The 19416-nt window shown below is 74.2% G+C and carries 18 protein-coding genes, 1 tRNA gene and 1 pseudogene; 9 read left to right on the top strand and 11 right to left on the bottom strand.

What is annotated here, in order from left to right; genetic code table 11:
• Positions 1 to 26: 26 nt before the first annotated feature.
• The 5 genes from ACH414_RS20675 to ACH414_RS20695 all read right to left on the bottom strand — a co-directional run bounded on the left by ACH414_RS20675 (position 27) and on the right by ACH414_RS20695 (position 8016).
• Complete coding sequence (locus tag ACH414_RS20675) at positions 27 to 842, bottom strand: ABC transporter ATP-binding protein (protein ID WP_382536839.1); 816 nt, start codon at positions 840 to 842, stop codon at positions 27 to 29.
• Positions 839 to 3520: an ATP-binding cassette domain-containing protein gene (locus ACH414_RS20680; protein ID WP_398942804.1), complete on the bottom strand. Its 2682-nt coding sequence runs from the start codon at positions 3518 to 3520 to the stop codon at positions 839 to 841. Before ACH414_RS20680 ends, ACH414_RS20675 begins: the two co-directional genes overlap by 4 nt.
• Positions 3521 to 3532: 12 nt before the next feature.
• Complete coding sequence (locus tag ACH414_RS20685; RefSeq protein ID WP_398942806.1) at positions 3533 to 4801, bottom strand: ABC transporter substrate-binding protein; 1269 nt, start codon at positions 4799 to 4801, stop codon at positions 3533 to 3535.
• Positions 4802 to 4936: 135 nt separating this feature from the next.
• Positions 4937 to 6766: an AMP-dependent synthetase/ligase gene (locus tag ACH414_RS20690; protein WP_398942808.1), complete on the bottom strand. Its 1830-nt coding sequence runs from the start codon at positions 6764 to 6766 to the stop codon at positions 4937 to 4939.
• A gap of 383 nt (positions 6767 to 7149) precedes the next feature.
• On the bottom strand, positions 7150 to 8016 hold the full coding sequence (locus ACH414_RS20695) for a LysR substrate-binding domain-containing protein (protein ID WP_386567742.1): 867 nt from the start codon (positions 8014 to 8016) through the stop codon (positions 7150 to 7152).
• A gap of 115 nt (positions 8017 to 8131) precedes the next feature.
• Here ACH414_RS20695 and ACH414_RS20700 point away from each other — a divergent pair, with 115 nt between their 5' ends.
• A complete protein-coding gene (locus tag ACH414_RS20700; protein ID WP_386567573.1) occupies positions 8132 to 9328 on the top strand; it encodes a bile acid:sodium symporter family protein in 1197 nt (398 codons plus the stop codon).
• On the opposite strand, the gene ACH414_RS20705 is transcribed toward ACH414_RS20700, so the two are convergent.
• Complete coding sequence (locus ACH414_RS20705) at positions 9282 to 10205, bottom strand: zinc-binding alcohol dehydrogenase family protein (protein WP_382536824.1); 924 nt, start codon at positions 10203 to 10205, stop codon at positions 9282 to 9284. The two genes, ACH414_RS20700 and ACH414_RS20705, sit on opposite strands and share 47 nt — an antisense overlap.
• 102 nt (positions 10206 to 10307) lie before the next feature.
• On the opposite strand from ACH414_RS20705, the pseudogene ACH414_RS20710 reads away from it, so the two are divergent.
• The 3 genes and pseudogenes from ACH414_RS20710 to ACH414_RS20720 form a co-directional block, all read left to right on the top strand.
• Positions 10308 to 10739, top strand: a pseudogene (locus ACH414_RS20710) (MarR family winged helix-turn-helix transcriptional regulator); the annotation flags it as partial.
• 171 nt (positions 10740 to 10910) lie between these two features.
• Positions 10911 to 11432 (top strand): isochorismatase family protein, encoded by a 522-nt coding sequence (locus ACH414_RS20715; protein ID WP_398942810.1) that lies wholly within the window; start codon positions 10911 to 10913, stop codon positions 11430 to 11432.
• Complete coding sequence (locus ACH414_RS20720) at positions 11429 to 11812, top strand: (2Fe-2S) ferredoxin domain-containing protein (protein WP_382536819.1); 384 nt, start codon at positions 11429 to 11431, stop codon at positions 11810 to 11812. Before ACH414_RS20715 ends, ACH414_RS20720 begins: the two co-directional genes overlap by 4 nt.
• Before the next feature lie 64 nt (positions 11813 to 11876).
• Here the strand turns inward: ACH414_RS20720 and fdhD are convergent, their stop codons facing one another.
• Positions 11877 to 12716 carry a formate dehydrogenase accessory sulfurtransferase FdhD gene (gene fdhD, locus ACH414_RS20725; RefSeq protein ID WP_382536817.1) on the bottom strand — a complete coding sequence of 280 codons (840 nt, stop codon included), beginning with the start codon at positions 12714 to 12716 and terminating at the stop codon, positions 11877 to 11879.
• A 184-nt stretch (positions 12717 to 12900) separates the two neighbouring features.
• Here fdhD and ACH414_RS20730 point away from each other — a divergent pair, with 184 nt between their 5' ends.
• From ACH414_RS20730 to ACH414_RS20740, 3 genes are all read left to right on the top strand, one after another.
• On the top strand, positions 12901 to 13845 hold the full coding sequence (locus ACH414_RS20730) for a beta-ketoacyl-ACP synthase III (RefSeq protein WP_382536814.1): 945 nt from the start codon (positions 12901 to 12903) through the stop codon (positions 13843 to 13845).
• Positions 13846 to 14015: 170 nt separating this feature from the next.
• Positions 14016 to 14570: a hypothetical protein gene (locus ACH414_RS20735; protein ID WP_398942813.1), complete on the top strand. Its 555-nt coding sequence runs from the start codon at positions 14016 to 14018 to the stop codon at positions 14568 to 14570.
• A 97-nt stretch (positions 14571 to 14667) separates the two neighbouring features.
• Positions 14668 to 15324 carry a class F sortase gene (locus ACH414_RS20740; protein ID WP_398942815.1) on the top strand — a complete coding sequence of 219 codons (657 nt, stop codon included), beginning with the start codon at positions 14668 to 14670 and terminating at the stop codon, positions 15322 to 15324.
• A gap of 169 nt (positions 15325 to 15493) precedes the next feature.
• Here the strand turns inward: ACH414_RS20740 and ACH414_RS20745 are convergent, their stop codons facing one another.
• Positions 15494 to 16768 (bottom strand): DUF2254 domain-containing protein, encoded by a 1275-nt coding sequence (locus ACH414_RS20745; protein ID WP_386567561.1) that lies wholly within the window; start codon positions 16766 to 16768, stop codon positions 15494 to 15496.
• A 164-nt stretch (positions 16769 to 16932) separates the two neighbouring features.
• Between ACH414_RS20745 and ACH414_RS20750 the strand changes: the two genes are divergently transcribed.
• On the top strand, positions 16933 to 17397 hold the full coding sequence (locus ACH414_RS20750) for a hypothetical protein (protein ID WP_398942817.1): 465 nt from the start codon (positions 16933 to 16935) through the stop codon (positions 17395 to 17397).
• 90 nt (positions 17398 to 17487) lie between these two features.
• Positions 17488 to 17575, top strand: a tRNA-Leu gene (locus ACH414_RS20755).
• Positions 17576 to 17619: 44 nt separating this feature from the next.
• On the opposite strand, the gene ACH414_RS20760 is transcribed toward ACH414_RS20755, so the two are convergent.
• The 3 genes from ACH414_RS20760 to ACH414_RS20770 are packed head-to-tail and all read right to left on the bottom strand — an operon-like array spanning position 17620 to position 19247.
• Complete coding sequence (locus ACH414_RS20760; RefSeq protein WP_398942820.1) at positions 17620 to 18336, bottom strand: class I SAM-dependent DNA methyltransferase; 717 nt, start codon at positions 18334 to 18336, stop codon at positions 17620 to 17622.
• A gap of 30 nt (positions 18337 to 18366) precedes the next feature.
• A complete protein-coding gene (locus ACH414_RS20765) occupies positions 18367 to 18795 on the bottom strand; it encodes a hypothetical protein (protein WP_382536797.1) in 429 nt (142 codons plus the stop codon).
• Positions 18796 to 18800: 5 nt separating this feature from the next.
• Positions 18801 to 19247: an ATP-binding protein gene (locus ACH414_RS20770; protein ID WP_382537380.1), complete on the bottom strand. Its 447-nt coding sequence runs from the start codon at positions 19245 to 19247 to the stop codon at positions 18801 to 18803.
• Positions 19248 to 19416: the final 169 nt, after the last annotated feature.

A 19416-nucleotide genomic window follows, 5' to 3' on the forward strand; every position in this document is an offset into this window, starting at 1 on the left:
CAGCTTCAACGATCAGCGCGCCGATCTCATTCCGCCGTGCCGGGCGGGAAGGACGGGGAATCCCATTCGGCGGGGTCGGATCCCGTCCCGCCGGACCGGGTCCCCCCGTCGCCCTCCTCCGCCGTGCCCAGGTACGCCGCCCGCACCCGCGGATCGGCCTGCACCTCCCGCGCCGGGCCCTCCGCGAGGACCCGGCCCAGGTCGAGCACCACGACCCGGGCGCACAGCTCCATCACGAAGGAGACGTGGTGCTCGACGAGCAGCACCGCGCACCCCTCCTCGGTCGCCATGTACCGCACCACGGCGGCCAGTCGGCCCCGCTCCCCGGCCGACATCCCGGACGCCGGCTCGTCCAGCAGGAGCAGCCGCGGCGGGTCGGCCAGGGCCCTGGCCAGCTCCACCATCCGGGCCTGCCCCACCGGCAGCGCGCCCGCGTACGTCCCCGCGAGCGCGTCGAGACCGCAGGTGCGGAGCACCTCCGCGGCCCGGTCCCGGCGGGCCGCGACCGGGCCGCGGCGCCACTCCTGGGCGACCACCAGGTTGTCCGCCACCGTCAACTGTCCGAAGAGCTGCTGCCGCTGGAAGGTGCGGCGCACCCCGTGCCGGGCCCGCCACACGGGCGAGCGGCGCGAGACGTCCGCACCGTCCAGCAGGACCCGGCCCCGGTCCGGCCTGCGGATGCCGGACAGCACGTCGAAGAGGGTCGTCTTCCCGGCGCCGTTGGGCCCGATGAGGCCGCAGACCTCCCCGGGCCGTACGGCGATGTCGACGTCGTCGAGGGCGCGGACGCCGCCGAAGCGGACCCCGATGCCCCGCGCGTCGAGGAGCGTCCCGCGCGTCATGTCCTGGCCCCCATTCCCAGATAGGCGTCGGCGAGCCGGCCGGCGTCGGCCTCGGCCCGCGGCCCGCACCACACGATCCGCCCCTCGGCCAGACAGGCCACGGTGTCGGCCAGCCCCAGCGCCTCCGCGGCCTTCTCCTCGACCAGCAGCAGCGCGGTGCCCCGTGCCCTGAGCTCCGCGAGCAGCCCGAACACCTCCTCGACCACCCGTGGCGCGAGCCCGAGGGACGGCTCGTCGGCGACGAGGACCTCGGGCGGGCGCTGGAGCAGCGGCGCGAGGGCCAGCAGTTGCTGCTCCCCGCCGGACAGGGAGCCGGCGGGGACCGCGCGACGGGCGGCGAGAGCGGGGAAGCGGGCGTAGACGGCCTCCCGGTCCCCGGCCTCGGGCAGCTGGAGCGCGAGGTTCTCCTCGATGGACAGGCCCGCGAAGATGCCCCGCCCCTCCGGCGCGAGCCGCACCCCGCGCCGGGCGCGGACGACCGGCGAGTCCCCGCGCGCCTCGGCCCCGTCGACCCGTACCGCCCCGCCCCGGACGTCGAGGAGCCCGCCGGCGACCCGGCACAGGGTGGACTTCCCGGCGCCGTTGGCCCCGAGGACGGCGACGATCTCCCCGGGACGCACGAGCAGGTCGACCCCGTGCAGCACGTCCGCGCCCCCCTCGTACCCGGCCCGGACGGCGGTGAGCTCCAGGGCCGCCGGCCGCGGCGGGGGGACGGCGGCGGGGGACCGGTCGGGGGCGTCCGCCCGGGCGGAGGCCCTCGCGCGCCGGGCCGCCCAGCGGGCGGGGACGGCCGCCGCATAGCCGTCCGGGTCGTTGGCGAGGGCCAGGCCCGCGAGCCCGAACAGCACGACCGGCAGGTGCGCGGAGTCGGTCGCGTACATGGCGAGCAGCTGCGGGGCGACCGCGAAGACCAGGCCCGCGAGCACCGCGTACTGCGGCCGCCGGACGCCCGCCGCGACCACCACGGCCAGCCACACCAGGCCCGTCATCGCCGGGAAGTCGGTCGCCGTGATCCGCGTGTTGTACGAGGCGTAGAGCACGCCGCCGAACCCGGCGAGCGCCGCCGACACCGTGAACACCGACAGCTTGGTGCGCACCACCGACACGCCGGAGGCCGCCGCCGCGGCGGGCGCCGAGCGGACCGCCAGCATCGCCCGGCCCCGGCGGGAGCCCCGCAGCCGGGTCAGCGCCGCCACGCCCGCCGCGCTCAGCAGCACGAGGACGACGCCCATCGCCCGGTCGTCGGACAGATCGAGCGGCCCGAGGACCGGGCGGGGGATCTCCCAGCCGGTGTCGCCGTTGCGCAGCGGGCCGAACTGGAAGAGGACCTGGTCGGCGAGGAAGGCCAGGGCGAGTGTCGCCAGGGCCAGCGAACGCCCGCCGAGCCGCAGCGCGGGCAGCGCCACCACCGCGCCGAGCAGCGCCGCCACCGCCGTACCCGCCAGCGCCGCCGCGGCGAACGGCCAGCCGTGGCTCATCAGCAGCCCGGCCACGAGCGCCGCGCTCGTCACGAACGTGGCCTGGGCCAGCGACACCATCGCACCGAGGCCCGTCACCACGGAGAAGGAGAGGAAGACGAGCCCGATGGCCAGGCCCTGGGCGAGGATGCCGCTCCAGAACGGGGTGGTGACGGTGTAGAAGGCCACGCACAGCAGCGCCCCGGCCACCGCCCACGGACCCCAGCGCCGCAGCGGCCCGAGACCGGCGAGCCGGTCGTCCGGCGGCGGGTCGGCTGCGGCCGTGCCCGCGACCCGCTCGCGGCGGGCGAGCAGCACGAGCCCGGCGAACAGGATGAGGAACGGCACCGCCGTGCGGAAGCCGGTCAGGCCCTCGGCGAAGCTCGCGTACCCGGCCACCAGGTTCTGCACCACCCCGAGCGCGAGACCGCCCGCGAAGGCCAGCGGCACGGAGGCGAAGCGCCCGAGGACGGCGGCGGTCGCCGAGACGAAGAGGAACAGGGTGTAGTCGTGCGCGGAGAGACCCAGGAGCGGGGTGGCGAGCACCCCTGCGAGACCGGCGAGCGCGGACGACAGCATCCATGCGACGGAGGAGAGCCGGTCCGCGTCCACGCCCCGCAGCTGGGCGAGGGAGCGGTTGTCCACGGCGGCCCGCAGCCGCAGCCCGAGCCGGGTGTGCCGCAGCAGCAGCCACAGGCCGGCCGCGACCGCCGCCGTCACCACCCAGGTGATCAGCTGGTCGGAGTCGACGCCGACGCCGTCGATCCCGAGGCCCTCGAAGGGCCGCCAGGACACCGCCGGGCTCGGCCCGACGCCCGGCAGGCCGAACTGGTTCTCGGCGGGCCTGACCGGGGCCCCGGCCCGCTCCAGCAGCTCCACCGCCCACAGGCCGGCCGCCGGCAGTGCGACGAGCAGCCCGATCGTCGCCGTGATCTGCGCGGTCTCACCGACCCGGGCCAGCTTCCGGAACATCAGCCGGTCCAGCGCCCAGCCGAGCCCCGGGGCCGCGACGAGGACGAGCAGCAGCGCGGTCGGCACGGCCGGCCAGCCGAAGCCGGAGTGCAGCTCGTAGTAGGCGAGCGCGCACAGGTAGGCGGTCGCGCCGTGCGCGAAGTTGAACAGGCCCGAGGCGGAACAGGAGAGCACGAGACCGGTCGCGAGCAGCGCGTACAGCGCCCCCGAGACCAGCCCGCTCAGCACGAAGCCCAGGAGGTCGCCCATGTGACCGCGCCCCTACCCGAAGGGGATCGGCGGGTAGCAGCGGAACGGCACGGCCACCTCGTACCGTCCGTTCCTCAGCCGGACCAGCGCGCCGCAGCCGAAGCTCTCCTTCTGCCCCTTGGGCTCGGCCCGGTCGCCGACGAGCGTGCCGGTGTCGGAGAAGCCGGCCGCCGCCTTCTGGAAGGACTCGACGCTGAGCTCCTTGCCGGCCTTGGCTGCGATGGAGAGGAAGAGGTCGGCGCTCATGTAGCCGGTCATCGTGTGCATGCTGAGGGGCACGTCCTTGCCGCCCGCCGCGCTCCTGACGTCCGCCTTGAACCGGCGCATCGCCGGGCTGTCCGCCTCGAAGGGCTGGAACTGCAGCAGCACGACCACCCCGTCGAGCGCCTGCCGGGTGGCGTCCTTGGCGAGCAGGCCGGGGTCGTAGTCGGTCGGATCGGTGAGCACGCCCCGGTACCCGGCCCGCTTGAGCGCGGTGAACAGGCCGATGTTGTAGGGGGTCTGCATCACCGACACCACGACGTCGGGGGCCCGCCCGCCGGGCCCGGAGCGCAGGATCTCCTTGGTGTACGCGGACCAGTCGCTCGGCAGCGAGGTGGCGGGCACCGAGGCCTTGGCGTAGGCGAGCCCGAATCCGGCGGCCTTGAAGCCCTGGGTGAAGGTGCGGATGCCGAAGCGGCCCGCGTCGCTGTCGCCCGCGATCAGCGCGACCGAGCGGCCCCGGGCGCCGCCGAGGATGTCGGCGAGGCCCTCGGGCCAGGTCTGGTTGAGGGTGCCGCCGGGGGTGGGGACGAGACAGCCGTTGAAGCCGTAGATGTGCCGGGGGCCGCAGAAGGACGGGAGGGTGCCCCAGCCGACGGTGGGGACGGCCTGGGTGTCGAGGAAGTCGGCTCCGGCGAAGGTCACGGAGCTCATCGGCGCGACCGCGAAGACCTGTTCCTGCTGGACCAGCTTGCGGGCGGCGGCGAGGTTGCGGCCGGGGTCCTGGCCGTCGTCCTCGGCGCCCAGGTACTCGATGCGGCGGCCGTTGACGCCGCCCTCGGCATTGGCCCGGGCGTAGCGGGCCCGGGCGCCGAGGTCGGTGTCCTTCTTGGAGTAGCCGCTGGCGCTGGTCATGGAGACGATGCCGCCGACCTTGATGGAGTCGGCGGTCACTCCGCGTACCGTTCCCCTGGCGTCGCCCGGCCTGGCCGGAGCGCCGCCGGTGGAGGCGGAGTTGCAGGCGGTGGCGAGGAGCAGGGCCGCCGTCGCGGTGGCGAGGGTGCGGATCGTTCGTGACACGGTCGGTCATCCCTCCGTCGGGTGACCGCATTCTGTGAGCGGGCTGATGAACCGTCAATAACTGATGCACCATCAATTGACGATGCGTCAGGTAGGGGTTCTGGCTGCTTGCCGACCGCCTCTCTGCCCCTCCCGTCAGCCGTACAGGGCGTCGACCTCCGCCGCGTACGCCTTCTCGATCGCCTTCCGCTTCAGCTTCAGGGACGGAGTGAGCAGCCCGTGCTCCTCGCTGAACGGGTGGGCCAGGATGCGGAAGGTGCGGATCGACTCCGCCTGCGAGACCGCGGTGTTCGCCGTCACCACCGCCCGGCGGATCTCCGTCTCCAGCGCCGCGTCCCGCACCAGCTCGGCGGCCGGCATGGGCGGCCGGTTCTGCATCGAGAGCCAGTGGTCGACGGCCTCCTGGTCCAGCGTCACCAGCGCCGCCACGTACGGGCGGTCGTTGCCGACGACGATGCACTGCGCCACCAGCGGATGGTTCCGCACCCGCTCCTCCAGGCCGGCCGGGGCGACGCTCTTGCCGCCCGAGGTCACCAGGATCTCCTTCTTCCGACCGGTGATCGTCAGATAGCCGTCCTCGTCGAGCACCCCCAGGTCGCCGGTGGCCAGCCAGCCGTCGTTCAGGACGGCGGCCGTCGCCTGGGGATTGTTGAGGTAACCGGAGAAGACGTGCCCGCCGTGCAGCCACACCTCGCCGTCCTCCGCGATGTGCACGGTCGTGCCCGGGACCGGCTGCCCCACCGTCCCGTACTTGGTGCGCTCCGGCGGGTTGGCCGTCGCCGCCGCGGACGACTCGGTCAGTCCGTACCCCTCGAAGACGGTGATCCCCGCACCCTCGAAGAAGAGGCCGAGGCGCCGGTCCATCCCCGAGCCGCCCGACATCGCGTGCCGCACCCGGCCGCCGAGGGCCTCGCGGACCCTCCCGTACACCGTCTTCTCGAAGAACTGGTGCTGCATCCGCATCGCCGCCGAGGGGCCGGGGCCGATCCCGAAGGCCTTGTGCTCCAGCGCCTCCGCGTAGCGGACCGCCACCTCCACGGCCTTGTCGAACGGGCCCCGCCGCCCCTCCGCCTCGGCCCGGCGCCGGGCGGCGTTGAAGACCTTCTCGAAGATGTACGGCACGGCCAGCACGAAGCTCGGGCGGAACGCCGCCAGGTCGGGCAGCAGCTCGGCGGCGGCCATCACGGGCTGGTGGCCGAGCTTCACCGCGCCGCGGATCGCCGCGACCTCCACCATGCGCCCGAAGACGTGCGCGAGCGGCAGGAAGAGCAGCGTGGAGGCACAGTCGCCCGGGCGGGAGTGGAAGACGGGCTCCCAGCGGCCGATCAGCATGTCCGTCTCGAACATGAAGTTGGCGTGGGTGATCACGCAGCCCTTGGGGCGGCCCGTCGTCCCCGAGGTGTAGATGACCGTCGCCACCGAGTCGGGGGTCACCGCCCTGCGGTGCCGGTGCACCACGTCCTCGTCGATCTCGACGCCCGCCTCGACCAGCTCGGCGACCGCGCCGCGGCCCGCGTCGAGCTGCCACAGGCGCTGCAGCCGGGGCAGCCGGTCGATCACCGAACCGATCGTCATCGCGTGGTCCTCGTGCTCCACCACACAGGCCGTGACCTCGGCGTCGTGGAGCATCCAGAAGACCTGCTCGGCGGAGGAGGTCGGGTAGACCGGGACGGGCTGCGCGCCCAGCGTCCACAGCGCGAAGTCGAAGAGCGTCCACTCGTAGCGGGTCCGCGACATGATGGCGACCCGGTCGCCGAACCGTACGCCGTGCGCGATGAGACCCTTGGCCAGGGCCAGGACCTCGTCGCGGAACCCGGCCGCGGTGACGTCGTGCCACAGCCCGTGGGCGTCCTTGCGGCCCAGCGCGATCCGCTCCGGATCCCGCTCGGCATGATCGAACACGGCGTCCGCCAGACCGCCGACCTGAGGCGCCGCCTCGACGGGCGGCACGGTGAACTCGCGCACTGACCTGCTCCTCGCCCGCTCTATGTCGCGATCCGTACGGCGCCGGTGACGGTACCCCACGTGGCTTACGGGCGGGAGGACCTTCACCAAGCCGCGACATTGGCCGAATCCACAGGTCAGGAACGGGAAAGCGGGCAAGTGGAGCGGGCGCGGGGCCCGTTGCCGACCCGCGGGTAGGCAACCGGGGCCCGAATCTCCACGGAATCTGTACGGGGTGCTCACCGGGGCACCCGTTACGGAGGGGCCGCGGGGGCGCAAGAGGGGCGTCGGCCGTTTTCGACGGCACTCGCTCTCGCTCCCGCGGCGGCGGCATCCGGAGCTCGGTCCGTGCAGTGCCCGGTCGTGCAGTGCTCCGTGGGGCAGTGCTCGGTGGGGGCGGGTGGTCAGCGGGGCCGGTGCAGACGGTCGCCGCCGGCCAGGATCGCGGTGGCCAGGGCGTCCGCCGCGTCCTGGGTCGTCCCGCCCCGCCGCCCCTTGCGCAGCACGAAGTCGACCGCGCCGAGCTCCGGCAGTCCGGCCCGGGCCGGGACCTCGACCAGGCCCGGCGGGACCAGGCCCCGGGTGTGCGCCATCACGCCCAGCCCCGCCCGGGCCGCGGCCACGTTCGCGCTCAGGCTCGTACTGGTGCAGGCGATCCGCCATGGGCGTCCCTGCTCCCGGAGGGCCTCCAGGGCGCGGGCACGGGTGATCCCCGGTGGCGGGAAGACGATCAGCGGCACCGGGCGCTCCGGATCCAGCCGCAGCCTCGGCGAGCCGATCCACACGAGCACGTCCTGCCAGACCAGCTCCCCGCCGCTGTCGTCGCCCCGCCGCTTGGCCAGGATCAGATCGAGCCGCCCCGCCTCCAGGCGGGCCTGAAGGGTGCCGGACAGCTCCACGGTGAGCTCCAGGTCGACCTCCGGGTGCTCGCGGCGGAACGCCTCCAGGATCTCGGGCAGCCGGGTCGTGACGAAGTCCTCGGAGGCCCCGAAGCGCAGCCGCCCGCGCAGCCGGGTCCCGGTGAAGAAGGATGCCGCGCGCTCGTGCGCCTCCAGGATGGTGCGGGCGAAGCCGAGCATCGCCTCGCCGTCCTCGGTCAGCTCGACGCCGTGCGTGTCCCGTACGAAGAGGGGACGGCCGGTGGCCTCCTCCAGCCGGCGCACGTGCTGGCTCACGGTCGACTGGCGCAGGCCGAGCCGCCGGGCGGCCTGGGTGAAGCTCAGGGTCTGCGCGACCGCGAGGAAGGTGCGCAGCTGCGTCGGCTCGTACACGGTCACGCTCACCCGCCGACCGTACCGCGCGCGGGACCGGTCATCACGTTTCGTGATGACAGTCAGTGTGCTGTGCGGGATTCCCGATCGGCGGGCGGTCGACCAGGATGGAGACATGAGTTCCGCCGCGCCCCGTACCTCCCGGGGTCCCCTCCTGCCGTCCTGGCTGCCGGTCGACCCCTATGTCCTGGCGCTGCTCGCCACGGTCGGCCTGGCCGCGCTGCTGCCCGCCTCCGGGACGGCCGCGACGGTGGTGGACGGGACCTCGAAGGCGGCGATCGCGCTGCTGTTCTTCCTCTACGGGGCGCGGCTCTCCACCCGCGAGGCGCTCGACGGACTGAAGCACTGGCGGCTCCACGTCACCGTCCTCGCCTGCACCTTCCTCGCCTTCCCGCTGCTCGGTCTCGCCGCGCGCGGGCTGGTTCCCACGGTGCTCACCCCTTCGCTCTACGGCGGGCTGCTCTTCCTGTGCCTGGTGCCCTCCACCATCCAGTCCTCGATCGCCTTCACCTCGATCGCCCGCGGCAACGTGCCCGCCGCGATCTGCGCGGGCTCGTTCTCCTCGCTCGCCGGCATCGTCCTCACCCCGCTCCTCGCCGCGGCCCTGCTCGGCAACGGCGCGGGCGGCTTCTCCGCGGACTCGCTGGTGAAGATCGTGCTCCAGCTCCTCGTGCCCTTCGTGGCGGGACAGCTGCTGCGCCGCTGGGTGGGCGGCTTCCTCGTCCGGCACAAGAAGGTCCTGGGTTACGTCGACCGGGGCTCGATACTGCTCGTCGTCTACACGGCCTTCAGCGCGGGCATGACCGAGGGAGTCTGGCACCGGGTCACCCCCGGCCGGCTCGCCCTCCTGGTGGCGGTGGAGGCGGTGCTGCTCGCCGTGATGCTCTCGCTGACCTGGTTCGGCGCGAAGCGGCTCGGCTTCGGGCGGGAGGACCGGATCGCGATCCAGTTCGCGGGTTCCAAGAAGAGCCTGGCGGCCGGGCTTCCGATGGCGAGCGTCCTCTTCGGCGCCCAGGCCTCGCTCGCGGTGCTGCCGCTGATGCTCTTCCACCAGATGCAGCTCATGGTCTGCGCGGTGATCGCGAAGCGCCGGTCGAGGGACCCGGAGGAGGTGCCGGGTCGGCTCCAGGATCCGGTCGCGGAGGGGGCCCAGGATCCGGTCGCGGACCGGACCTTGGATCCTGGATCCGATCCCCTCGCGCCCCCCGTCGCCCCGGGCGCCAAGGCCGCCACGGGCGTCACGGCCGCCCCGGCCGCCACAAGCGTCACGGAATCAGAACGACCTTCCCCAGGTTCTCCCGCCGCTCGATGATCGCGTGCGCCCGGCCCGCCTCGGCCAGCGGGACCCGCGCGTGGATCGCGGGCCGCAGCCGCCCCGAGGCGTGCAGCGCCCACAGCTCCTCGCGCCAGGCGGCGTAGACGTCCGGTCGGGTCCGTACGAGGTGGGCCATCTGGAAGCCGACGACCGACTTGGCTCCGGCGATCAGCTCATGCGCCGGGACGGTGCCGCCGCCCGAGCTGAACGCGACGAGCCGGCCGCCCGGCGCGAGCGCGGCGACGGCAGGGGAGAGGAGCTCGCCGCCGACGGCGTCCAGGACGACGTCCACCGGTTCGCCCCACCCCTCCTCGTCGTAGACGACGACCTCGTCGGCGCCCAGCGAGGACAGGAACGCGGCCTTCTCCCGTGTGCTCGTCGCGGCGACCACGCGGCCCGCGCCGAGCAGCCTCGCCAGCGGCACGGCGAGCTGGCCCACGCCGCTCGCCGCCGCCGTGACCAGCACGGACTCGCCGGCGCGCAGCCGCGCAGCGTCCAGGGCGCCGCGGGCCACCAGACCGCTGCGGACCAGGGCGACGGCGTCCTCGGCGCCGGCTCCGGCGGGCACGGCGGAGGCCATCGAGGTGTGCAGCAGGGCGTGTTCGGCGTAGCCGTGGCCGAAGCAGATCCCGGTGACCCGGTCGCCCACGGCGAAGCCGGCCGCTCCGGGGCCCAGGGCCTCGACGGTGCCGGCCAGCTCGCCGCCCAGCGGCTGCGGCCCGCTGCCGCCGCGGACCCGGCGGACCCCGGGCAGGGTCACCCCGATCGCCTCGACCCGTACGAGGAGCTCCCCGGGGCCGGGCACGGGGACGGGGGCGTCCTCGACGAAGAGGACCTCGGGACCGCCGTTGACCTCATGGCGCACGCGTCGCACGGGCACACCTCCAGGGAGTGGATTCGTTGGGAGCCCCAACGGTAGTCAGCTGATCGTTGGGAAGTCCAATGGTTTCCTCTGCGGGGACGTAGACTTCCGGTCATGGCCGCCCGCACCCCGCCCGCCCCCCGCGCCATCGCCGCCCTTCCGAGCTGGCTGCTCGGCCGCGCCGCCGCCCGCGGCCGCGGACTCGTCGCCGCAGCACTCGCCGACGAGGGCATGCGCATGTGGCACCACGCCGTGCTGGCCGCCGTCGCCGAGCGCGGCCCCGTCGCCCAGGCCGAGCTCGGCCGCAGCCTGGCCATCGACCCCAAGGACATGGTCGGGATCCTCAACGACCTCCAGGCCGACGGGCACGTCACCCGCGCCCCGGACCCGTCCGACCGGCGCAAGAACGCCATCACCGTCACCCCCGAGGGCAGCCGCCTCCTCGCGCGCTGCCAGGTCCTCGCCGACCGCGCCAACGAAGAGCTCCTGGCCCCGCTCCCGGCCGGCGAACGGGCGCGGTTCCTCGGCATGCTCCGCCGTATCGCCTTCGACCCCTCCGAGGCCCAGGCCGAGCGGGAAGCCGAACAGCGGGACGCCGAAGGCCGGGACGGCGAAGGCCGAGGCGCGGACGCCTGAGGCGCCGTAACGGCGGCCCCGTTGGCGGGATCACATCGCCGACCGTCCCGCGATGATCATCCGGGCCGCTACGGTGCTCCCATGCCCGCACTCGATCCCGGCCACAGCGCGCTCGTCCTCGTCGACCTGATGGAACGCATCGTCGCGCTGCCCCTCGCCCCCCACTCCGGCACCGACGTCCTCGCCGCCGCCGACCGGCTCGCCCACGCCTTCCGGGCCGCCGGCGCGCCCGTCGTCCACATCCGGGTCGAACGGCCGGGCGTCGACGTCCAGCCGCCCGGCAGCGAGCTGGTGGCCGCGCTCGTCCACGACGGCGACCCCGTCGTCGTCAAGCGCACCATCGGCGGCTTCCAGGGCACCGGCCTGCACGAGCTGCTCGCCGAACGGGACGTGGACACCCTCGTGTTCGGCGGCATCGCCACCAACCTCGGTGTGGAGTCCACCGCCCGCGCCGCCGCCGACCTCGGCTACGAACTCGTCTTCGCCGAGGACGCCATGACCGCGCTCACCGCCGACGAGCACCAGGCCTCCGTCCGGCTCGACTTCCCGCGCCTCGGCACCGTCGCCCCCGTCGACGCCATCAGCCTGGACGGTCCCGAGTGAACCGGGTGCCGATACGTTACGGGGCCCGGCCCTGCTCCCTCGTCGTCTGCCGCGGCTGCTGCTGCGGCGACGCCCGCAAGAACCCCGGGATGGACCACGAAGGCCAGCTGGCCCGCCTCCGCGAGGCCGCCGCGGCCTCCGGCGGCCGCCTGCTCGTCCGTACCAGCGACTGCCTCGGCCCCTGCGCCCAGGCCAACGTGCTCGTCGTCCAGCCCTCCACCGAGGGCCGCCGCCGCGGCGGCCGCGCCGCGTGGATCGGCTGGAGCGCCGACGAGGACTGCCTCGACGAGGTCCTCGCCTGGACGGCCGCCGGCGGCCCGGGCATCGTCCCGCCCCCGGCCGCCCTCGAACTCCAGATGATCGACCCGCCGAAGAACTAGAAGAAGCGGCGGTGTTCCGGAGCGGGAGGCCCGGGACGCGCCGCCCCCGGGCCGAGGCCCAGCCCTACGGCACCCGCTCCAGTGCGATCCGCTGCTCGCCCGCGTACACGTTCATGTCCTGCCCGCGCAGGAACCCGACCAGCGTCAGCCCCGTCTCCGCCGCCAGGTCCACCGCGAGCGAGGACGGCGCCGACACCGCCGCGAGCACCGGCACGCCCGCCATCACCGCCTTCTGGGCCAGCTCGAAGGAGGCCCGGCCGGAGACCAGCAGGACCGCCCGCTGCAGCGGCAGCAGGCCCTCGCGCAGGGCGCGGCCCACCAGCTTGTCCACGGCGTTGTGGCGGCCCACGTCCTCCCGTACGTCGAGCAGCTCGCCGTCCTCCGAGAACAGCGCGGCCGCGTGCAGACCCCCGGTGCGGTCGAAGACGCGCTGGGCCGCCCGCAGCCGGTCGGGGAGGGCGGCGAGGAGCGCCGGGGCGAGCCGCAGCGGGGGAGTGTCGGCTATCGGGAAGCGGGCCGTGGTGCGCACCGCGTCCAGGCTGGCCTTGCCGCACAGGCCGCAGGACGAGGTGGTGTAGACGTTCCGCTCCAGCGTGATGTCGGGGACCGGCACGCCCGGCGCCAGCTGCACGTCGACCACGTTGTACGTGTTGGTGCCGTCGTCCTTCGCCCCGGCGCAGTACACGATGTTCCGCACGTCCGACGCGGCGGCGAGGACGCCCTCGCTGACCAGGAACCCGGCCGCGAGCGCGAAGTCGTCGCCGGGGGTGCGCATGGTGATGGCGATCGGCCGGCCGTTCAGCCTGATCTCCAGCGGCTCCTCCGCCACCAGGGTGTCCGGCCGCTCGTTCACCGCCCCGCCCCGGATGCGCACGACACGCCGTCGCTCGGTGACCCGTCCCATTGGCTGCACCCGATCCCGTCCCTGCGGTAAGCCCCGTGGGGCCTGACCGCCCCATTCTCCTCTTGTCGCGGTCGGACAGGCACTTCGGGTGAATCTTGGTGGTTTACGTCACCTGTTACCCATCAGTCGCTCACAAGACTGGGTCTTCCTGCCGGACGAACGAACCACCGAGGGGGTCCCGGGCATGACGGGCACTCGAATCGCCGCGCTCGGGCACTACCAGCCCGCCAAGGTGCTCACCAACCACGACCTGGCCGCCCTCGTCGACACCAGCGACGAGTGGATCACGAGCCGGGTCGGCATCCGCACCCGGCACGTCGCCGGCCCCGAGGAGCCGGTCGACGAACTCGCCGCACACGCCGGCGGCAAGGCCCTCGCCGCCGCCGGACTGGCCGCCGACGACATCGACCTGGTCCTGGTCGCCACCTCCACCGCCATCGACCGCTCGCCCAACACGGCGGCCCGCGTGGCCGCCCGGCTCGGCATGGCCTCGCCCGCCACCATGGACCTCAACGTGGTCTGCGCCGGCTTCACCCACGCGCTGGCCACCGCCGACCACGCGGTCCGGGCGGGCGCCGCCCGCCGCGCCCTGGTGATCGGCGCCGACAAGATGACCGACGTGACGGACTGGACCGACCGCACCACCTGCGTCCTGGTCGGCGACGGAGCCGGTGCCGCGGTCGTCGAGGCCACCGAGACCGACACCGGTGCCATCGGCCCCGTCCTGTGGGGCTCGGTCCCCGAGATGGGCCACGCCGTCCGCATCGAGGGCACCCCGCCGCGCTTCGCGCAGGAGGGCCAGTCCGTCTACCGCTGGGCCACCCAGCAGCTGCCCGCCCTCGCCCGCAAGGCCTGCGAGCGCTCCGGCGTCACCCCCGAGGAGCTGGCCGGCGTCGTCCTCCACCAGGCCAACCTGCGGATCGTGGAGCCGCTCGCCGCGAAGATCGGCGCGGTCAACGCGGTCGTCGCCCGCGATGTCGTCGACTCCGGCAACACCTCCGCCGCCTCCGTACCGCTCGCCCTCGCCAAGCTGGTCGAGCGCGGCGAACTGCCCTCCGGGGCGCCGGTCCTGCTCTTCGGCTTCGGCGGCAACCTCTCGTACGCGGGGATGGTCGTCCGCCTCCCGTGACGCGGGCGGGGCAGGGGGCGCCGGGCGCACGGAGCGGCGCGTACCCCGTTCGGCGGAGCCCGGTGGCGGCCCCCAGGGGGCGCGCCTAGCTTCGATCGCGGCGAGGGTCTTTCACCGGCCCGCCCGACGAAGCCCTCCGCCCCCGCCCTCGCGTGATCTGGAGGATCGCCATGCGCGCGATACGCGCCGCTTCCGCAGCCCTGCTCGCCCCGCTCGCCACCGCGACCCTCGCCCTCGCCGCGCCGGCGGCCCTGGCCGAGGACGGCGGCGCTCCGAAGGACGGCACGGGGCACGACATCACGTCGTTCGGCTTCTCCGTCACGCCCCGGACCGTCGCGCCCGGCGGCACCGTCACCCTCAAGGCCGACGGCTGCGAGGTGCCGACGGTCACCGTCGAGTCCGGGGTCTTCGACACCGTCACCCTCAACGAGGGTCACCAGGGCACCGCGACCGTCGACGTCGACGCCAAGGTCGGCGCCCAGTACGAGGTCACCTTCGACTGCAAGGGCGAACGCGGCACCACCACGCTCACCGTCCACGGCGGCGGCGGTCACGAGAACGGCGGCGACACCGGCGCCCACAAGGGAGTCAAGGCCGGCTTCGGCACCGCGTCCGGCTCCGACGGCATCGGCGTCACCGAGGCGGCCACCGGCGCGGTGCTCATCGTGGGCGCGCTCGGCGCCGCCGTCGTGCTGATGCGCCGCCGCGACACCTCCGGCAGCTGAGCCGAGCCCGAGGGCGACCCGAAACGGCCCCTCCGGCCCGGTGTGACGAGGTCCGGGACGGAGGGGCGCCACATGCATCGAGAGGGCGAGGCGGGACGTGCAGGGGACGAACGGGCCGGGGCGGCGCGGCGCCTGGGGCGTGGTCGCGGTCGTCCTCCTCGTCGGCGTGCACCTCGTGCGCGGCGGTGCGGACGAGCTGCGGGCCGACGGACCCCCGCAGCCACCGGCCGTCGCCGCCCCGGACGCGGTCGGGCCCGCCGCCTCGGCCGCTCCCGACCCGCTGCCCGCCTCGCCGCCGGTCCGGGTCCGGGTGCCGTCGGTCCGGATCGACGCGCCGCTCGCCGAGGTGGGACTGGACGCCGAGGGGTGGATCGAGGCCCCGCCCCCGAACCGGCGCGAGCTCGCCGGCTGGTTCACCCGCGCCGTCACGCCCGGGGAACGCGGCACGGCCGTCGTCGTCGGGCACGTCGACACCCCGGAGGGCCGCGGGGTCTTCTACGACCTCGGTGCCCTGGCCAAGGGGCGGCTCGTCGAGATCGCCCGTGCGGACGGCCGTACCGCCGTCTTCACCGTGTACGGCATCGAGGTCGTCCCCAAGGACGGCTTTCCCGCCGAGCGGGTCTACGCCTCCACCGGGCTGCCGGAACTGCGCCTGATCACCTGCGGCGGGGCGTACGAACCGGAGGGGGGATACGCGGGCAACGTCGTCGTCTCGGCCCGGCTGACCGAGGTCCGCAGCGCGCGGCCGGCCTGACGACGACCTGACGGACTACCGCAATGGACTGGACCTGGACCGGGTGGGAGTCGGCAGTCTTTGTCCACGGAGCCGGCGTCGGGGGGCGTCGGGCTCCCACGCGACCGCCGGCGCCCACGCGACCGCCGGACGCTCCCACCCGACCGCCGGACCGCGCGGACGAGAACCGCTAGCCGATCCCCTGGCGGTCCGCCTCCAGAGCGAAGGCCCGGTCGGCCGACTCCGGTACCGAACGCTCCACCAGCCGGACCAGCAGCGTGCGGTGCCGCAGCAGCGGCTCCCGGCGCTCCGGGGGCACCAGCGCCAGCAGGTCGTCGAGGCCCGCGAGCATCCGCCGGGACACCTGCGGGCTGTCCGCCGCGCAGCCGCGGATCTCGGCGAACCCGAGGTCCACCAGGTCCGGCCACCGCGGCCCGTCCTGGACCAGCCGCACCGCCCCGCGACCCCGCCCGTCGCGGTACTCCACCGCGCCCAGCGGCCGGTCGGCGAGCGCCGCGAGGAACTGCACGATCCGGTCCAGGCACTGCACGGCCGTCGTCGGGTCGTTGACGGCGGGGGAGAGCGCCCGCAGCGCGATGTCCGAGAGCTGCCGCAGCCCGAAGCCCAGGTCCTGGTGGAAGGTCCGCTCGATCCCCACCGACACCGCCGCGGCCACCCGCTGCGGCACCGTCCCGCCGTACACCGCCAGGATCGGCGTGCCCGGCACCACGAAGTCGCCGATCCGCGGAAGCAGCCGCAGCACCACCCCGTGCCGCCGCGCGGCCGCGACCAGCAGCGCCACGTTCACGTCCCGCAGCACCCCCGCGCGCCCCCGGTGCAGCAGCCGCGCGTCCGGCTCGCCGGGCTCGCCCTCCGCGGCGGCGTGCCACGGCGTCCGGTCGACGACCCGGAACGCCTCCCAGGTGATCCGGTCGACCACGTGCCCGACGCGCATCAGCCGCAGCGTCGAGTTCACGTACGCCACGAAGAGCAGCAGGCTGAGCCCCACCATCAGCAGGGTCAGGACCGACTGCACCAGGGGCACGCTCGTCACGAGCTTCGGATCCGTCTCGCTCTCGTACGAGGTCAGCACGAGCAGCGAGAGCAGGAAGGTGGCGAGGAAGACGGAGAAGGTCGCCTTGGTGATGCGGCTCCTGATGAAGATCCGCACGATCCGCGGGCTGAACTGCCCGCTCGCCATCTGCACCGCGACCAGCGAGATCGAGAAGACGACACCGATGAAGGTCATCATCGCGGAACTGATCGTCGTCACGATCGTCTTCGCGTCCTCGGCGATCCCGACGAGGTCCGCGACCGTCTCGTACTCACCGGCGTCCTGCAGCGCCTCGACGAGCGCAGTGTCGAGCTCGGAGCACAGCCACCACAGCAGGAACACCCCGGCCATCGCCGCGACCGGCGCGAACCAGAAGGTGTCCCGCAGGTGCTCGCGCAGGGGGGAGAGCATCCGGGGCCGGCGATACGGGACAGTGGGAGAAAAGCGGTTCATTCGGAGCAATCTAGGCGCACTCATCCCCTAGGGAGCGGCGACGCCCCGTGCGCCCCGGGTCGTACGCGAAACGGTCCTCCGGGCGTACGCGAGGGGCTCCGGGACGCCTCGACGATGGAGACATGAACCGCACCCGCCTCGCCCTCGCCACCGGCGGCGCCCTCGCCGCCCTCGCCTTCACCGGCGCCGTCGCCGCCCCCGCCGTCTCCGACTGGTGGGACGGCCGCCACGACGAGTTCGACTCGTACGCGACCGGTGCCGCCGCCAAGGCCGACCGGGCCTCGGTCCCGCGCTGGCTCCCGGACGACGCCGCCTCCGTCGAGTACGCCATGAGGACCACAGGCGGCGACCGCGCGCTGAAGGCCGTCCTGCCGTCCACCGCCCCGCCCGCCGGCTGTGCGCCCCTCGCCGCGGACGCCTCCCGCCCCGCCCCGGCCCTGAGCACCGACCTGTTCCCCGCGGACGCCGCCGGCAAGGCCGCCGTCCGCTGCGGGCTCTACTACGCGTACGTGGACGGGCACACCCTGTACGCGTGGCAGGACAACCGGGACTGGATCAAGGACAATAAGGCGGGTTCACCCCACTGACCACGGAAAACGCTGGTGAAAGGCACCTCGAACCCCTGGTAGAGTTATCCATGTCGCCGCGGGGAACACCCCGGAGCGACACATCACCCGGTCCGGGTGGCGGAATGGCAGACGCGCTAGCTTGAGGTGCTAGTGCCCTTTATCGGGCGTGGGGGTTCAAGTCCCCCCTCGGACACCAGACGGAAGGACCCCAGCGGAAGCTGGGGTCCTTCCGCGTTCCGGCTACGCCCCGGCCTTCCGGGCCACCACCAGACGGCAGCGGGGGCTGCCGTCCTCCCGTACGCCCAGGGAGCGCATCGGGAGCAGCTCCACGCCGAACCCGGCCCCCTCCAGCCGGCGGCGGACGTCCGCCAGGCGGAAGGTGCGGTAGTACATGACGAACGGCGGGCGCCACAGCGCGTTGCGGACCCGCATCGCCGTGTCGAAGCCCCACAGCATCCAGTAGGGGGCGGACCCGACGCGGGGCGGGGCCGGCAGCGGGAAGGCGAGGGTGCCGCCGGGGCGCAGGGAGGCGTGGATCCCGCGGAACAGCACGTCCTGCTCGGCGGGGAGGAAATGGCCGAAGGCGCCGAAGCTGACGGCGAGGTCGAAGACCGGCGCGAAGGGCAGGGCGAGCGCGTCCGCCCGCACGAGCGTCGCGTCGGGATGGCCCGCGCGGGCCCCGGCGAGCATTCCGGCGCTGAAGTCGACGCCCGCGATCCGCCCGGCGCACACCGAGCGCAGCACCGAGAGGCCCGCGCCCGTGCCGCAGCAGACGTCGAGACCCGAGTCGAACGGGGCGAGCGGCTCCAGGGCGTCCGCGACCGCGCCGAGGAGGCTGTCCGGGGTGCGGAAGGGGGTGGCGTCGAACTTGGCCGCGAGCAGGTCGTAGCCGTGCTCGACGGACGAGAGTGCCTGCACCGTCAGCTCGCGGAGGGTCGGTCCCTCGGGGGAGAACATGCTCCGACCCTACGAGCTACCGCCCGGCGATCACAGGGTGCTGCGCACCTGCGGCGGGGCGCCCCATGCCGGAGCGGTCCCGGTCAGCTGGCAGACCAGCAGGTAGAGCGGGATGGGCGGAGTGTAAGGGGAGCCGCCGTCCGGGTGATGGATGAGCCGCGGGGCCCGGTCGGGCACCAGGGCGCCGGGGGCGTAGCAGGCGGGCAGCGGCCAGGTCAGGTCGAGGTCGGAGCCGGCCGGGACCAGCCACCACCACCAGTCGCCGTCCGCGTACACACAGCCCTTGGCGGGCAGCCGGGACAGGATGCGGAAGCCGTAGCGGGCGGGGACGCCCACCGCGTCGCAGCCGAGGGTGGCGGGGAGGTCGACCGGGACGGACAGTCTCGTGTCGCCGAGGGAGCGGGGGACGGTGGCGTTCTCCGGGCTCTTGCGGGCGCGTGGGACGAGCAGCGTCGCCATGGACCTCAGCACGGCTCCGCCATGCCGTGCGCGAGCTCGGCCCAGACGATCTGCGCGGTGCCGTGGCCGGTGCGGTCGGCGCCCCAGGCCGCGCACAGCGCGTCGACGAGTATGAGGCCGCGGCCCCGTTCGTCCTCGCCGCAGTCGCGTATGCAGGGACCGGCGGGCCCGCCCTCGTCGCGCACGGCTATCCGCAGGCGCTCCTCGCCCTCGCGCAGTTCGCAGACGACGCGGGCGCTGGCGGTGTGGACGACGGCGTTGGTGACGAGTTCGGAGACGACCAGCAGGACGGTGTCGCGGACCTCGGGGTCGCAGCCCCACAGGACGAGCCGCTCCTCGGAGAGGCGGCGGGCCCGGGCGACGGACTCGGTGCGGGCGGGCAGCTCGAAGGCGAACCGGCGGACGTCGGAGTGGGGCCGTGGGCGCAGCTGGGGCATGACGCGGGGGCTCATGAGACCTGAGGAGTGCGCGTTACCAGAAGCCACGACCGGATCCTCACAACTGTGGGCAGGATGCCGTACGCACGTCCGCGTGGCGGCGCACGGCGGCAGTACGTACTGGTTCACCGGAATACTGTGCTCCCGACTCCGACACTTGGCAAGAGGCACTCTGAAAAATGCA

The organism is Streptomyces sp. NPDC020422, from assembly GCF_044386705.1.
In the GTDB taxonomy this organism is placed as follows: Bacteria; Actinomycetota; Actinomycetes; order Streptomycetales; family Streptomycetaceae; genus Streptomyces.